At 35.7% G+C, this 15,061-nt stretch carries 16 protein-coding genes; 6 read left to right on the top strand and 10 right to left on the bottom strand.

Annotation, left to right across the window (positions count from 1 at the left end; genetic code table 11):
• The first annotated feature begins 359 nt into the window (after positions 1 to 359).
• The 4 genes from AsAng_RS16805 to AsAng_RS16790 all read left to right on the top strand — a co-directional run bounded on the left by AsAng_RS16805 (position 360) and on the right by AsAng_RS16790 (position 5,540).
• Positions 360 to 584 carry a hypothetical protein gene (locus AsAng_RS16805; RefSeq protein WP_264788268.1) on the top strand — a complete coding sequence of 75 codons (225 nt, stop codon included), beginning with the start codon at positions 360 to 362 and terminating at the stop codon, positions 582 to 584.
• 97 nt (positions 585 to 681) lie between these two features.
• The gene (locus tag AsAng_RS16800; RefSeq protein ID WP_264788267.1) at positions 682 to 1,230 is read left to right on the top strand and encodes an RNA polymerase sigma-70 factor; all 549 of its coding nucleotides are present in this window, start codon (positions 682 to 684) and stop codon (positions 1,228 to 1,230) included.
• A gap of 139 nt (positions 1,231 to 1,369) precedes the next feature.
• Positions 1,370 to 2,383, top strand: a complete 1,014-nt coding sequence (locus tag AsAng_RS16795) for a FecR family protein (protein ID WP_264788266.1) — start codon at positions 1,370 to 1,372, stop codon at positions 2,381 to 2,383.
• Positions 2,384 to 2,834: 451 nt separating this feature from the next.
• Positions 2,835 to 5,540: a TonB-dependent receptor gene (locus tag AsAng_RS16790; protein ID WP_264788265.1), complete on the top strand. Its 2,706-nt coding sequence runs from the start codon at positions 2,835 to 2,837 to the stop codon at positions 5,538 to 5,540.
• Positions 5,541 to 5,604: 64 nt separating this feature from the next.
• On the opposite strand, the gene AsAng_RS16785 is transcribed toward AsAng_RS16790, so the two are convergent.
• The 6 genes from AsAng_RS16785 to AsAng_RS16760 all read right to left on the bottom strand — a co-directional run bounded on the left by AsAng_RS16785 (position 5,605) and on the right by AsAng_RS16760 (position 10,164).
• The gene (locus AsAng_RS16785; RefSeq protein WP_264788264.1) at positions 5,605 to 6,153 is read right to left on the bottom strand and encodes a DinB family protein; all 549 of its coding nucleotides are present in this window, start codon (positions 6,151 to 6,153) and stop codon (positions 5,605 to 5,607) included.
• 228 nt (positions 6,154 to 6,381) lie between these two features.
• The gene (locus AsAng_RS16780; protein WP_264788263.1) at positions 6,382 to 6,957 is read right to left on the bottom strand and encodes a Crp/Fnr family transcriptional regulator; all 576 of its coding nucleotides are present in this window, start codon (positions 6,955 to 6,957) and stop codon (positions 6,382 to 6,384) included.
• Between the two features lie 87 nt (positions 6,958 to 7,044).
• Positions 7,045 to 7,404, bottom strand: a complete 360-nt coding sequence (gene gldC, locus AsAng_RS16775; RefSeq protein WP_264788262.1) for a gliding motility protein GldC — start codon at positions 7,402 to 7,404, stop codon at positions 7,045 to 7,047.
• Between the two features lie 120 nt (positions 7,405 to 7,524).
• A complete protein-coding gene (locus tag AsAng_RS16770; RefSeq protein ID WP_264788261.1) occupies positions 7,525 to 8,127 on the bottom strand; it encodes a glycoside hydrolase family 73 protein in 603 nt (200 codons plus the stop codon).
• 6 nt (positions 8,128 to 8,133) lie between these two features.
• Positions 8,134 to 8,523 (bottom strand): hypothetical protein, encoded by a 390-nt coding sequence (locus tag AsAng_RS16765; RefSeq protein ID WP_264788260.1) that lies wholly within the window; start codon positions 8,521 to 8,523, stop codon positions 8,134 to 8,136.
• A gap of 201 nt (positions 8,524 to 8,724) precedes the next feature.
• Entirely contained in the window at positions 8,725 to 10,164 is a 1,440-nt protein-coding gene (locus AsAng_RS16760; protein ID WP_264788259.1) for a S1C family serine protease, read from the bottom strand.
• A gap of 456 nt (positions 10,165 to 10,620) precedes the next feature.
• Here AsAng_RS16760 and AsAng_RS16755 point away from each other — a divergent pair, with 456 nt between their 5' ends.
• Positions 10,621 to 10,920: a hypothetical protein gene (locus tag AsAng_RS16755; RefSeq protein WP_264788258.1), complete on the top strand. Its 300-nt coding sequence runs from the start codon at positions 10,621 to 10,623 to the stop codon at positions 10,918 to 10,920.
• Between the two features lie 41 nt (positions 10,921 to 10,961).
• Here AsAng_RS16755 and AsAng_RS16750 read toward each other — a convergent pair whose 3' ends face one another.
• A complete protein-coding gene (locus AsAng_RS16750) occupies positions 10,962 to 11,540 on the bottom strand; it encodes a hypothetical protein (RefSeq protein WP_264788257.1) in 579 nt (192 codons plus the stop codon).
• A gap of 477 nt (positions 11,541 to 12,017) precedes the next feature.
• Here AsAng_RS16750 and AsAng_RS16745 point away from each other — a divergent pair, with 477 nt between their 5' ends.
• Positions 12,018 to 12,956, top strand: a complete 939-nt coding sequence (locus tag AsAng_RS16745; RefSeq protein WP_264788256.1) for a DUF3298 and DUF4163 domain-containing protein — start codon at positions 12,018 to 12,020, stop codon at positions 12,954 to 12,956.
• A gap of 42 nt (positions 12,957 to 12,998) precedes the next feature.
• Here AsAng_RS16745 and AsAng_RS16740 read toward each other — a convergent pair whose 3' ends face one another.
• From AsAng_RS16740 to AsAng_RS16730, 3 genes are all read right to left on the bottom strand, one after another.
• Positions 12,999 to 13,409 carry a DUF1573 domain-containing protein gene (locus AsAng_RS16740; protein WP_264788255.1) on the bottom strand — a complete coding sequence of 137 codons (411 nt, stop codon included), beginning with the start codon at positions 13,407 to 13,409 and terminating at the stop codon, positions 12,999 to 13,001.
• A gap of 117 nt (positions 13,410 to 13,526) precedes the next feature.
• Entirely contained in the window at positions 13,527 to 14,024 is a 498-nt protein-coding gene (locus tag AsAng_RS16735) for a DUF1573 domain-containing protein (RefSeq protein WP_264788254.1), read from the bottom strand.
• Between the two features lie 169 nt (positions 14,025 to 14,193).
• On the bottom strand, positions 14,194 to 14,688 hold the full coding sequence (locus AsAng_RS16730) for a DUF1573 domain-containing protein (RefSeq protein WP_264788253.1): 495 nt from the start codon (positions 14,686 to 14,688) through the stop codon (positions 14,194 to 14,196).
• Between the last annotated feature and the right edge of the window lie 373 nt (positions 14,689 to 15,061).

Genomic DNA, 15,061 nt, shown 5'->3' with positions numbered 1-15,061 from the left:
GATACAAATTTTCTTCATTGTATGCGCAATCAATTATATTTGTAATTGGATTGGACCAAATTCTAATTTTGGCTAAACAATTCTATTAATTCTAAAAAATGAAGTTGTTTAAAAAATGGAGTTACTTTGTTATGCGTTTTACTTATGAGCTAGCAAGCTGAGGTTGTGAGTGCTTCGCAGTTCTGTTGAACCAAGCCTATAACTAGCTCAGGCAAGTATAATGAGTGCTAATGTTTATACTTACTTTGTTGGTGAGGGGGCAAGCTTTTTGTTATTCAGTTTGTTCGCAACGGAAGGCTATTAGCTTCGCTGATTTCCAATTCTTAAATAATTTCAATTCATAAAATACTCTTTATAGCATGTCTAGAAAACAATTTAAAGTTGCTGGTAGTACGCATGAGAAAAAAGTCTCTAAAAAAGAGCGTCAAAAGCAATTGAAGGAGCAGAGAGCGCAATTGCCCACAGAAGAAGTAGTACCCACAGAAGAAGATACTGTTCAAATCAAAAATTTAGCCCTATACTCAATTGTTGGTATTGGCTTGTTATTGTTGTTAATGTATTGGATCTTTATCAACAGCCAATAACGTACATTGGTTTGATTTGAAATTATTTATAATACAAGGTACATCTTTTTTCTGAGATGTACCTTGTATTCCTTTATGCCACAATTCAATTATAAAAGTGAGTACACGGATTAATATAAACAATCAAAAGGCGTTTCAAGAGATCTATCATCAATTCTTTAACGGATTGGCAAATTATGCTTATTCCATTCTCAACGATAAAGATGCTGCAAAAGATGTTGTGCAGGATGTATTTTTAGATTTGTGGAATAAACGAAAAACATTGACCATCAAAACTTCTTTGGAGGCTTATTTAGTTCGATCTGTTAAGTTTAAGTCCATTGATTTTATTCGTAAGGACAAGACCAAACAACAGTATGTGACTAAAATGACTCCTTCTAGTCATCCGCATACCGAAGAAGATGGAGACGATGCTGCTATGAACGAACGCAAAAAACAGTTGTCTTATGCTATCGCTCAATTGCCCACTAAATGCCGACAGGTTTTTATGTTGAGTAGAGCAAGTGGATATACTTATAAAGAAATTGCAGAAGAAATGGATATTTCTGTCAAAACAGTAGAAAATCAAATTTCTCGTGCCCTCAAACTCTTGCGCCAAAAATTATCAGATCTGATGATTTTTATAGTTTTCCTTAACTTTCTGTAGTCTTTTTTAGGGGAATCGACTTTCTCTTACTACTTATTAATAGGAAAATTATATTAGTCGATAAGCGCTAATTGGGAGCAAGATTGACCATAATGTTGCCCTAAGCTTGCTTATTTTTGCGCTTTTAAATGAAAATCAAATGGAAGATATCTATACTATATTACCCAAATATTTTAACAAGCAGTGTACCACTGAAGAAAATGCTTTGGTGAAAGCTTGGAAAAAAGAACATCCTGCCGAATTTAAAGAACAGCAAATGATCTGGTCTTTGTCTAAGGATACTGATTATATTGAGTTTGATGCTAAGGCTTCTTGGGCTGAATTACAGCCTCAATTGACCGATAATGCTTCCCCACAAACCACAAAGGTTGTAGGAATGGCTGTATGGAAAAAAATGGCGGTAGCTGCTGCAATACTTTTAGTTTGTGTTTTGGGAATTCGTCAATTTATTAACCCCAGTATTGATAATGACCAGTTATTTGTTGAAGGTTTAAACAAAGAGTTTGACTCTACAGTCAGAGGAACAGAAATGACCACGCAGCGAGCAGTAAAAGCCATGACCTTGACCAATGGGGATAAAGTTTGGTTAAATAAAAATACCAAAATCGAGGACATGGGAGATCAAGAAGGTGCTTATGCGGTGAAAATTCATAAAGGAGAAGCTTTTTTTGATGTAAAATCGAGAAAAAAGGATAAACAAGAACCTTTTTTGGTGCACACCAAAAATGCTGCCGTTTCGATTATTGGGACACAATTTAGCGTTGCTCACAAAAAAGAAAAAACAATTATTAGAGTGGTAGAAGGAGTGGTTAAGGTCATTGCTTCTGATATTAATGAAATCTCTTTGAAAGCGGGAGAACAGGCTTTTGTCATCGATGGAAATATTGAGAAATTCGATAATTTTTCTCCTAATTATTTGGCTTGGAAAACAGGTAGATTTGAATTTTACAAAACTCCTATTGATAAGGTTGCTATTTTGATGCAAACGTTTTATGACGTAAAAATAGAGGTGGCTAAAGGAACCCAAGGACAAACAACAGGAAATTTTAATGTAATGGAGGTACAACCAATGCTAGAGTCATTGACCTTAGCTTCGGGCTTAAAATTAGAAGCCATTAAACCTAACTTGCATTATCGAATTAGCAATGAATAGCGTAATCCAACCAAATTAGTATAATTATTCCTTTTATTAGATTAGCAATTAGGTCGTTCCTAATTGCTAATTTTTTTTGCCTACTTACCTAAGTAAACTATAAACTAAATTCTATCTAAATTCTAAGTGAGCCTTTTGGCGAACAGGCTAGTCCTTTGTATCTTATACAAGCTTGCCCAGTTTGCACTGCCCTGTTGCTGTACTACAGCAAGCTGCTCGTTTGTTACGCTCATGCTCATGTTGCATCCTCACCTTGATAGCTAAGGCTATCAGGCAGTGGGGCGCCTTGGTTTTCATTCAAATCCCTCTGTATAAATGAACAATATTTAATTTATAGTGTGCTAAGTCTCTGTCATTTTTTTAGAAGGGATAGCAGCTCTAATATCTTTTTCGTACCTTGGTGTCTGCAAATATTTCCCCCTATTTTTGCTATTCTAAAAATGATAATTCAATGCATTTACATCGGTTTACCACATACCACTTTATTCTGCTTTTAGTTTGTTTGGGGATTAGTTTTAATACTTGGGCACAAGAAAAAAACTTTTTAGACGAAAAAATTAGTATCCAACTCAAAAACCGTAGCATCAATGCTGCTCTGAAACTACTGGAAGAAAAAGTTGCATCCATTAACTTTGTCTTTGACGAATCCAAAATTCCATTAGATCATAGAGTCAACCTAACGTTTAAAAATCAAAAATTGGGTTGGGTTTTAGAACAAGTATTGGCAGGGACACCAATTGATTTTAAGGTGTTTGGAAGCCAAATTACGTTGTTTAACAATCCCAAGAAAGTACAACCAGCCCCCCCTCAGTATACAATTAGTGGCTATTTGGTGGATGAGAAAACCCAAGATCCATTAATTGGGGCAACGATTTTTGAACCCATAACTTCCAGAGGTACCACGACCAATATAGAGGGGTTTTATAGCTTAACGCTTCCTAAAGGAAAGCATCAGATTATTTGTTCTTATATCGGTTATCAGTCGGTTAGCAAAGTGTTGGATTTGTCGGGCAATGTGAAACTTAATCTAAATTTGGATGCAGGGGAAGAGATGGAAGAAGTCGTGGTAGAATCTTCTAAACACAGTGACTCAAGACATGATCTTAATGTAATCAGTAGTCATACTATGGACATTGAGACCATTAAGAGCTTACCAAGTATGTTGGGGGAAGTAGATGTAATCAAAGCGATGCAATTGTTGCCAGGAGTACAGTCTGGTAGTGAAGGGGCTAGTGGGTTGTTTGTAAGAGGAGGAGGACCCGACCAAAACCTCTTTTTGATTGATGGAGCACCCGTTTATAATGCCAATCATCTATTTGGCTTTGTCTCTATTTTTGATAGCAAAATTGTTAAAAAGGCAACGATTATAAAAGGCGGATTTCCTGCTCGTTACGGTGGGAGGTTGTCTTCTGTGTTAGATATTCATACTAGAACGGGAGATATGCAGAAGTTTCACGGCGAAGTTTCTATAGGGTTACTATCTGCTGGGGCATCTATCGAAGGACCGATATGGAAAGGTAAAACCTCGTTTTTAATAACAGGAAGACGTTCGTGGGTCGATCTTTTTGGGGTGCCTATTCAGCAAGCTATTGTCGATAATAATGGAGGGGTAGGGAATGTGATTAATTATAGTTTTTATGACATTAATGTCAAATTGAAACATAAATTTTCCGATAAAAATTATTTGGTGTTAAGCGGTTATTTTGGCGATGATTTTTTGGATTATAAACAGACCGATAACCTAAAATTTAAGATGGTTTCAGATAGTCTGAGCAAATACATTCAAAACAACGATAAGTTGCAATGGGGCAATAAGATTGTTAGCTTGCATTGGCATTCAGAGCTCAACCATAAATTATTTATGACACTTACGGCTAATTATAGTAATTATTTTTACGAATCAAGTACGAGTAATTATGCGCTTCTAAAAAGTAGTCAAAATTATGTTTACCAAGAGGATGAATTTGAATCAGAAGGACGCACTCCCATTCACGACATAGGAGCAAAGGTGAATTTTGATTATGTTCCACACAATAAGCATTATATTCGTTTTGGATTAGGATATACGCACCACCTGTTCAGACCTGAAATTAGTAAGTCTACCTTTAGTTTTATGGGAGGGGGGAACGAAAATGAATTAAATACCTTTAGCAAGATTCATGAGTTTAATGCATTTATTGAAGATGATATTCGCATTGGGAAGGTTTTAAAAATTAACCCAGGTATTCATATTGCGGACTTTCTGTTGGAAGGCAAAAACTACTTTTCTGTACAGCCTCGGTTATCAATCAATCTGCTAGCAGCGAAGTATACCTCTATCAAAGCTTCTTATTCGAGAATGACGCAGTTTGTACATCTATTGACCAACCCTGGAATTGGACTTCCTACCGATTTGTGGCTCCCTACTACAGAAGATGTCCCCCCAGAGCATTCGCACCAATGGACGTTAGGGCTAACCCAAGATTTTCCATTTGATTTAGAATTTACCTTAGAAGGGTTTTATAAAATCATGGAAAATTTGTTAGAGTACAATCCTTCAACAAACTTTTTGCAAAATAAACGTTCTTGGGAATCTTTGGTAGAAATAGGTAGAGGCACAAGCTATGGAGCAGAAGTCATGTTACAACGAAGTAGGGGCAAATTTACAGGCTGGGTCACGTATACCTTATCTTGGTCTTGGAGAATGTTTGAGCGCATCAATCGAGGAAATCCTTTTCCCTATCGTTACGATAGAAGACATGATGTAAGCATTGCCTTGAATTATAAATTTAATGACAATTGGGATGTTGGTGTAGTTTGGGTTTATGGAACAGGGCATCCTGTAACCTTAGGTTTAGAACGTTATACGCCCATTCAAACCCAAATGGATATGCAGAGTGGAACATTTAGTACTGGTGCTATTATTTCTGATATTACCAATATTGTAGATCGTAATAACTTTAGAATGCCCGCCTATCATCGGATGGATATTACGGTTAATTGGCATAAAAAACTAAAGCATGGTGCCCAAACTTTGAGTTTAGGAGTTTATAATGTTTACAATCAACTCAATCCTTATATGGTGGTACCTAGAGAGCAAGCAGATGGCTCCTTAAAGTTGTTCCAAATTAGTATTTTGCCAATTATGCCTTCCATTAGCTATACTCGAAGCTGGTAATGGGAGGAAGCATTGATTATAAGTCGTAAGTTGGTGTATTAACTTACGACTTATAAAGGTTAAATTATGCTTCTAAAATGCGCAAGGCTTGATTACAATGGCGTTGATGATGAGTGACCATAAATAAAAAAATATCCCCTAAACGCAATTTGAGCAATTTCATTACCTCAATACGCACTTTTGCTTTATTAAGGTTAACCTTTTTTGCCAACTCTGCTAGTGCTAAAAATTCGTCTTGCCCCTTTATAAAACGCTGAACAACATCTGGATGAACTGTACTTAAGGAAGGGTTCAAGTTCTTTTTGGCTTTCATGGGCTTTAGATTATTAGGATCGACCGATTCAATCGATTTTTTGCCCAGCCAGCTCGAAGAAAAAGCAGGCACCGCACTCCAACCTTTGTGCTCAGCAGTTTGGATGGCTGCTTTGATTGCTTTGTTATAATAGGAGGAGTAATAGTTGAGGTGTTCTAAGCATTCAGCAATGCTCCATTGTTGTGGACTAGGTTTTTGATTGAGCTCTTGTGAGGAGAGAGGGAGAAAACGTTGTTGAGCAATTTGCCGAATTGCCTGACTTTGTTTTTGAACTTGCGTTAACAAATCTACGGATTTCATGCTTTATGTTGTCTATTGATGTGATGTAATCATTACTCCGTTGAAAAATCGCAGCACTCATGCAATAATATGATGCAAGATGCTTTTTTATGTTTTTTATTAACTATTCTCATGAGCATAGCGAACTAAAAAACTAAAAACCACGCAGTAGCACCGCAGGTAATCAACGGAGTATTAATGTAATAAAACAAAGGTCAATAAAAAAAAGCAAAAAAATCTTGATTGAAATCAAGGTTTCCAGACTCGACTTTTGATCCGACTAAATGTTTCTGGTGTCATGCGCAAGTAGGAGGCGATATAACGTTGAGGAACCAGTTGAAACAAATGCGGGCTACGTTTCCATAATCTAGTAAAACGCTCTTCTGGACTGGCAGTAATCAAGTCCATTTCTCGTTCTATTTTGCCCAATAATACCTGTTCTGTAATTTTTCGCCAAGCACGTTCTAGGCGAATGTTCTGTTCAATGGCTTCATAAAAATGTTGGCGACTGATGCCAACCAATTGGCAAGGAGTAATAGCTTGAATGCAATATTGGGTAGGTTTGTTGGAAATAAAAGAAGGGTAGGAACAGGCTAAGGTATCTGGATAACAAAAACCAGCACAGATTTCTTCGCCTTTATTAATATAACAGATTTTTAGCGTTCCTTTAAGCACCCAATACAAGTGTTTTCCGATCGATCCAAGGTCATAAAGGTATTCATTGCGTTGAAGCGACTTAGGAATCACCCAATGTTGGGTGAGCAACTGCCAGTCCGTATCTTGAATAGGGACTTGTTGGTGTATCGCTTGGCGTAGTACATCCATTTTTGATAGTGTTGAGAGAAAATCACTCGCTTATAATAGCTTAATTGTAAAACAAGCGAGTGATTTTATAAGGCAAGGTTTACGCTTCTATTCTTCTGGAGCGGTTACTTCTGTTTTTTCGCCAAAATATTGAACGAACTTTCGCATATCGTTTGCCATTTCTTTATTGTTGGTGGCACGAAAATAAGTATCTGCTAATCCACGAAGTGTTTGGTACATAAACTTATTCATCTCAGCAACTTGTAGCTCACTTGTCCAAAGGTCAATTTTGTAAGTATCTCTATAGTCTTTGTCAAAAAGTGCCAAAAGCATTGCCTTAGATTCTTTGAACTCAGGGGTGTCAGGAGAGTCTTGAGCTTGCCATTCTATTTTAACTGGAACGTTTTGATCATCCAGACCTATTCTACAAGTAATATCACTTGTTTTCACCACGTTATTATTTTCCATAAGGATTGTTGGTATTTTATACTAATTTATTGATTGTGCGTCAAAAAACGACTTGTTTTTTAGTTGTAAACTGCAAAGATAACAAAGTTCTTGGGAGATTTTAAGCATCTTAGGGTTAAGCTAATGGACAAATTCTTGCGTATCGTATTTCTGCAATTGATAGCGATTGATAATTGCAATCAGTTTGGCGGCATAATTAGGATCTGTAGCATAACCTGCTTTTTGTAAGCCATGTGCCCAAGCTTCGAAATCAGCAATATCTAGGGTAAACAGTTCTGTATAATAAGGACGTTGAACTAAAAAGTCGGAATGTCCTCGAAAACAATCTTGGATAGAAGCATATTGCCTAAAACAAGACAACACGGGATACATGCGTTGTTTTTTCTCACTCCATTCATAAGAGTAAATACAATGACGATCAGAACTATCCCATTGAGCTTCTGATTTTATACCAAAATGGTTGTTGGCCTGCAAAGCAAGTTCACTTGTGCCATATTTAGATTCCAAAACTGCTTGTCCCAAGGTAATACTAGCAGGGATCTTTGCTCGTTGCATTTCCTGAACAGCTAATTTAGCATGTGTCTTAATGTACAACTCTACTGTATCAATAGGCATTTGTTTAATTAGCTCTGCGATCGGGATCGGAGCAGACTTGGCTGGTTGATAGATATAGAGTACAAAAATTAGATAAAGCAACAGGGGGATTCCTATGATCTTCCACATTTTTAATTAAAGTATGTCTGCGTCTGTAATCTCAAAAGTACAGGTTTGAACCGTTGAATTATTGGATGAAAAAATCCAATCGTTATCATGGGTTAATTTTTTTTGAAGTGTTCCTCCTCCATCTACTACAACACGAATAGAATCATCGTAAATACGACAAGGCTGCTGGACTCCTACGGCACTGTTTTCTTCGGTATAAGAATGGATCTCTTTTAATTCCCCTGCATTTACCGTAATTGTATCACCATACGTTTGGGGATTAAAATTACCATAAAGATAAAAGTGGATGGTTTTAGCACTTTTGTTATGAATATTTTTGGTATAAACGGTGTCTTTTTTTTCACAAGCAAAAAAGGCAGCAATAAGCAGTATACTGGAAATAAATTTGACTTTCATAGTATTGGTTTTGGCTAGGAACGTATTTAGAGTTGTTTTACTTTTTAACAACTTCGAATAAAAAATCCATTACCCCTGCTAAAAATAAAGGAGGAGTAATGGATGTTATGCTCTTCCGGCAAGAATATTACAAATGTAAAAACTGTCCAGATATTTTTATAATTCTATCAACTGTGGTTTTATATTTTTATAGTCTTTTGACTAATCTTTGTCAAAGACATAGCTATACTCCCCAGGGTATTTTTTGTAAAAACCGTCTAATACCACTTCGCCCTCAGCTTCCAAAATAGCCTCCATAAATTCATCTAAATTAGCTATTTTGGTATTATTAACTGCTGTAACAATGAACTCACGCTCCATATTGGTATGTTCAATAATACCATCTTTTTCAATTTTGGTAATAATAACCCCATTGGTGCTTTTTAGCTCTTTATCTGCTAGTGTTTTCGCTTCAATACCTAACTCGCTGAGCAAGGTGCTTTTAGAAGCCAATTGAGTGGCATTGCGTTTTTCGCCTAGAGAAATAGTATTTGAGCCATTTTTTAGCGTTACCTCTGTAGATTTTAGTTTGCCTGCACGCAAGAAAATAACAGCTATTTTTTCTCCAGGACGGAACAAACCTACCTGCTCTTGCAATTCAGGAGAGCTTTTGACATCAATTCCATTGACCCTAACAATTACGTCGCCTTGTTCAAGACCCGCTTCTTCAGCGGCACTTTCTTCGCCCACACCTTGGATATAGACGCCATTCATTGATTCAAGATCATTTTCGTCTGCAATCTCATCCGAAATGTCTTTGATGGTAACCCCCAGAAAACCACGTTGAACCTCGCCAAATTCAATCAAATCTTGCATGACCTTTTTTACTAGATTGGCGGGAACAGCAAAAGAATAGCCTTCATAACGTCCAGAACGAGTAATGATAGCAGTATTGATCCCAATCAAATTACCATCCGTATCGACCAATGCACCACCACTATTACCAGGATTAACAACAGCATCGGTTTGGATAAATGATTCTATATCATAAGCACCATCTAAAATATCAATATTTCTTCCTTTGGCACTAACAATCCCTGCTGTGACAGTAGAAGTTAAGTTAAAAGGATTTCCAACTGCTAGAACCCATTCACCAACAAAAACATCGTCTGAATTTCCAAATTGGAGCATGGGAAGCTTTGCTTCTTTCAAGTCACGTTTTTTGATTTTAATTACGGCCAAGTCTGTTGTTTTATCAGTACCAATGATTTTGGCTTCATAGGTTCGTTTGTTATTGAGTGTTACAGTGACCTCTTCAGCGCCACTGATGACATGATTATTGGTGACAATATAGCCATCCTCAGATACAATAACCCCTGAACCAGAAGATTCTCCGCCAAATAAACGTTCATAGCGCCCTCCTGTATTGCTGTGAATGTGTACCACAGTAGGACGGACTAAATCAGCAGCGTCTTTAAAGGAGGACACATTAGTAATGTCAGGATAATAGTTAGGATTGTTAACTTGTTTGGCATAAGATGCTTCTTTTATGATGACATCTCGAACAGGTGATACTGGCTTTTCTATACAGAATTTGTAAATCCCTAGGGTTAATCCAGAACTCAATATGGAAATGGCAAGTACCATTATGACATTCTTCATAAGTTTTAATTTTTCTTTGAACAAGGACTATTTTGGTCGTTCATCCTATTGGTAGATTTATAGGCTAAGCAGGATGAATTAGTTAAGTTAAAAAACAGGTAGCAGATGGAAAAGTTGTCAATCAAGCAATTTTAATCGTTATAGAATCAACATCCAATAAAAAACTGAAAAATCAACAGACTACTAATAAACATGATTCAAGAACAATTGATTAATTTTAGGCTTTAATAATTAAACAACTTCACCGTACAATAGTATTTTTATAAGGCGATAAACATTTTATCACCAATGAATTCCACAAAGAGAATATAAAAGATTTTTTGACAAAAAATAGAGCCAAAGGTGAATTTCTCGATCTGTATATTCATTCAAAATAAAAACTATTCTACATAAGAATTGTTCTCTTAAACATATTTAGCCTTAATTATACGCATTTAATAGTAGAAAAGTTGACTTATGGAAAAAGAAGATGACAAAAAAACATTCATTGAACTCAGCAGAAAGGAAAGAAGGGCAAGAGCAAGAAAGCTAGTTTTTGGTGATTTTAAAGATGAATATTTGGGCAATATTTGGGGCTGGAAATTTTCATTTATTTCGCTTATAGGTTTAATACTGGTTGGTGGGCTTGCTCTTTATGGGATTAGCACAGGCAAAATTGACCTAAATAAACTAGACAATGATAGCCCTTCTAGCGTGCTACAAAATAGCAATCCACACCTAAATAAAGCGGCTGTTAAAGATACGTTAAAGTATTAATAGGGGAATATATCGATGCTTATTTTAGCCTCCAAGACAGCTTAGCTATTGGTAGCCTTTATCCATGATTTTAGATCATATTCTTCGGCTTTATAAGTAATCCCCCTAACTTCATAATGATTACCAGTATCTAATAACAATTCAAGATAGATTTCGTTATTAGGATTCAATTCTTCGTAGTCTATTTTGATAATATTTTCTCTAGGAATAATGTGATGGGCATTAGGGGCATTTTCAAAATAGTATTCCTCTGTAATTAAAACACCATAAGGGGCTTTATTGGGATTCTTGAGCACAAATTGTATTTCTCTATTGGTTTTTATGGTCTTATTAGCTAAGACGATAGAGACCACTAAGAAAAAGCCAATAACAAGGAAGCCAAGAATTACAGGAAAATCTATGTGCCAATAATAGATGGCATCAATAAACCACGCATTATAAAGAAGGAAAAGAAATAAGACCGTAAATAAAATCGTGCCTCCCAAATAAACTTGATATTGTTTGTACAGAAAAACAGGATCAAAAGGAATAAATGTACCCTCTAACTCTGATGCTTTTTGATCTTTGAATGCACGAAGAAAAGTTAGGGTGGCCAATTGTATTTCTTTAGGTGTTTTCATAGTATATTGAGAATAGTAGCTACTTAAATTTACAAGCGTTAGTATTGTGCAAAAAGATAGGATACAATAAAATTGCCTGTAAATTTAGTAAAAAAATGCGTTCTTTGACAACTCTATCACGAAGTAAATCGTGTGGAAAGTTTAATTTATAGTACAACTATTACAAGTTTGGCTATAGGTCTTAGAACGGTGCGCTTTTTTACATAAGGGAGGTGTCAAGCTATTTTATGAATTTCGATCTAGCATTTAAGATCGAAATATAGGTTTTAGCTTGTACGGTACTTGTATCAGCATTTTTTATGTGCTTTGTCCTATACTCAGCTTTTGAATGCAAACTGATATTTTTTTGCAGGAAACTTCACTATCTCTTTAAAATGGATTAAATTGTAGTCTCAGCTTTTAAAAGAGGTTAATCGATTAATTTACAAATACAAAGACTTCTTTTAGACGACTTTTCTTAGTATATAAAATTTTATAATGAATAAATGGGGAGCCATTAGTATTTGTGTTTTTAGTTTGGCAGTGGTTATTGCTTGTATAGACAATAAAACCACTAGGGAGGTCGAACAAACAGCCATTCAGGGTACCTTGACTGAAGCTGAAGAACTCCCTTATCAGCTTGTTTCTAATTTGGATACGTTTAATTATTCGATTCAATTAGATTATAAGTTGGAAAAAAATGCAAAAGATCATACCCAGAAAGATATTACAAAGATTGTTTTTTCATATCCCATCATAGATACTCTGCCGCAACAAAACGCCGTACTAGATTCTATTAGGGATAGAATCGAAACGTTATTGTTACAAGATGGCATTGGGCAAAAGAGTGCAAAAGATTTGGAAGCTCGGATGACGCAATTTATGGAGGAGTACAAGGAGCACAAAAAAGAAATGGAGGAGTTTGATTTGCCTTCAGGCAATTGGGTGTTTGAAATGACTATCGATGTACTATTAAATACACCTACACTGATGTCTTTGAAAATTCATAAACTAGAATTTACAGGTGGAGCACATGCCAATACTTGGACGAGTTATCTCAATTTAAATTTAAAGACAGGGGAGGTGTTGAGCTTGGACGATTTGTTTTTAGAAAACTATCAAACAGAATTATTAGCTATCTCCGAAGCTGCTTTTAAACAAAAAGTAAATTTGGATGCAGATACCAATTTAATTGAAACGCATTATGAATTTAATGCAGGAGATTTTATGCTGCCACCTAATTTTTCAATAGGATCAACAGGCTTGCATTTTCATTATAACCCTTATGATTTGGGGCCTTTTGCACTAGGAGCAATTTCCTTTAAAATACCTTACCAAAAAATTCGTTCTATTATCAACACTAATATCCTAGAACTAGAACCTATTAAATACAAAGCTACTTCCCCAAAAAAGGAAAGTAGCCTAGAGTTTAACTAAGAACTTAGTTGAACTGTGCAAAAAAAAGTTTTATCAGTTCCCTTACTTAAAAACAGTATGATCCTTTAGAGGGACGGCTGGTGCTTCTTGAACAATAGTGCCTACTATTTGTAATCTAGTACTGGGGGTTTTGGTATCATTACTAGTAATTGTAACATACTTGCTAAAAGCACCCAATTTAGTGGTATTGTACTTAACCGTAATTTTAGCACTTTCACCAGGCATAATTGGTTCTTTTGGCCAAGTGGGAACCGTACAGCCACAACTTTTTTGTGCATTTTGGATGATAAGAGGGGCTGAACCTGTATTGGTAAAAGAAAAGTGTCGGGTACCATCGCTATTTTGAGATACGGTACCATAATCAATTTTTTGTGTTTCAAATTTAATTTCTTGGGCATAGCTATTACTCATTAAAAGAAATAGAATGGTGGCTAACATGAATTTCATTTTCATAAGAAGTGGTTTTTAAACTAAGTAAATAGTTATTTAACTAAAAACTTAGTTAATGTGAGTGAAAAAAATCCCACAGCAATTAAGCTATGGGAGTGACTAATTGTTATAGTCTATATTTTATCCTTTTGGCGCAGCAACAGGTGTTTTAGAGGCAGGAGCAGAAGCAGCTGCACCTACTGTACCAAAGATTTTTAGACGAGTAGTTGTATTAGTTTGAGCGTTTGTGGTTAGTGTTACATATTTAGTAAAAGCACCAGGGCGCTTAGTATCATATTTTACTTTAATGAATTCACTTTGTCCAGGCATAATTGGCTCTTTAGGATAAGAAGGAACCGTACAACCGCAACTTCCTTTTGCTGCAGAAATAACCAAAGGACCTTTTCCTGTATTGGTAAACTTGAAATAACGATATCCAGTAGAGGCATTCTTGATAGAGCCATAGTTCCACTCTGTTGCAGTAGTACCTGGTTGGCTCATTTTTGCGCCTGCTTTTTCATCAGCAGAAGCTGCTTTGGTATAATCTCCTCCTTCATAATTGTCAAAATGAATCTCTTGAGCAGATGCAAAGGAAATCGTTACAAGCAAGATTGCTAATAGGGAAAATATCTTTTTCATTTTATGTTAATTTTATGTTGAGAATAATCAATATAGATAGAGTTGAGTAATTCAAAAACGTATGTTTACTCTAACTTGTTTACGAATATAAGTGGAAAAAATTAGAATTCCTAGAATTTTAATAGTCCATTAACTAAAATTTTAGTTAATGGACTATTAATTGATCGTTCTAGTTAAACATTGTTTTTTCTTTGGCTGGAGTTGGTGCTGCTTCAGCTTCTACAGTACCATTAATTTTTAGGCGAGTAGTAGATGAAGAAGTTGCATTGGTGGTTAACGTTACATATTTAGTAAACGCCCCAACTCGTTTGGTATCATATTTTACTTTGATATAACCTGCTTCACCAGGCATAATTGGTTCTTTAGGATAAGAAGGAACGGTACAACCACAACTTCCTTTTGCTGCCGAAATAACTAGGGGAGCAGCTCCTGTGTTGGTAAACTTAAAAAAGCGAACTCCAGTAGAAGCCTTTTCAATTTTTCCATAGTTCCAGTCTGTTGCTGTTCCTGATTGAGATAATTTGGCACCTTGTTGTTCATCCGCCGTTTTTAGATCTTTAGCTTCCGCTTTTTCACCTTTGTATAATTCAAATTTAATGTCTTGAGCAGAGGCAGCCGCCACTGATAGTAGTAAGATAGCAAATAGATTAAATAGCTTTCTCATGTCAAAATAGTTTATTTAATGGTTTGAGATATGAGTGAAATGTACACAAAGTATGTTTTAAGCTACTTTGCTAAGCAAAGGTATAAAATTCTGAACCAACTTCATAGCTAATGAATCTTTTTTAACTAAAAGATTAGTTCGACCTAAACTTCCAATTCTACTATAACCAAGGCTGTGCCAAAAAAACTTAGATTGTCAATTTTTTTTGATTTATTTTTGGAATCACTTCTTTCAGACCAACTTTTTGTTATATTTTTGCACCCATATTCAAGGATTTAGAACAAATGATTTCAGAACATTGTTTGACATAGGGAATAATTCAGCAAAATTATAGCCATTACTAATCGTTAAAAAAAGACATGAAAGTGTTTGT

This window comes from Aureispira anguillae (assembly GCF_026000115.1).
Lineage (GTDB): Bacteria > Bacteroidota > Bacteroidia > Chitinophagales > Saprospiraceae > Aureispira > Aureispira anguillae.
Note: the sequence above shows the minus strand (reverse complement) of the source record. Positions and strands in the feature narration are given on the sequence as shown.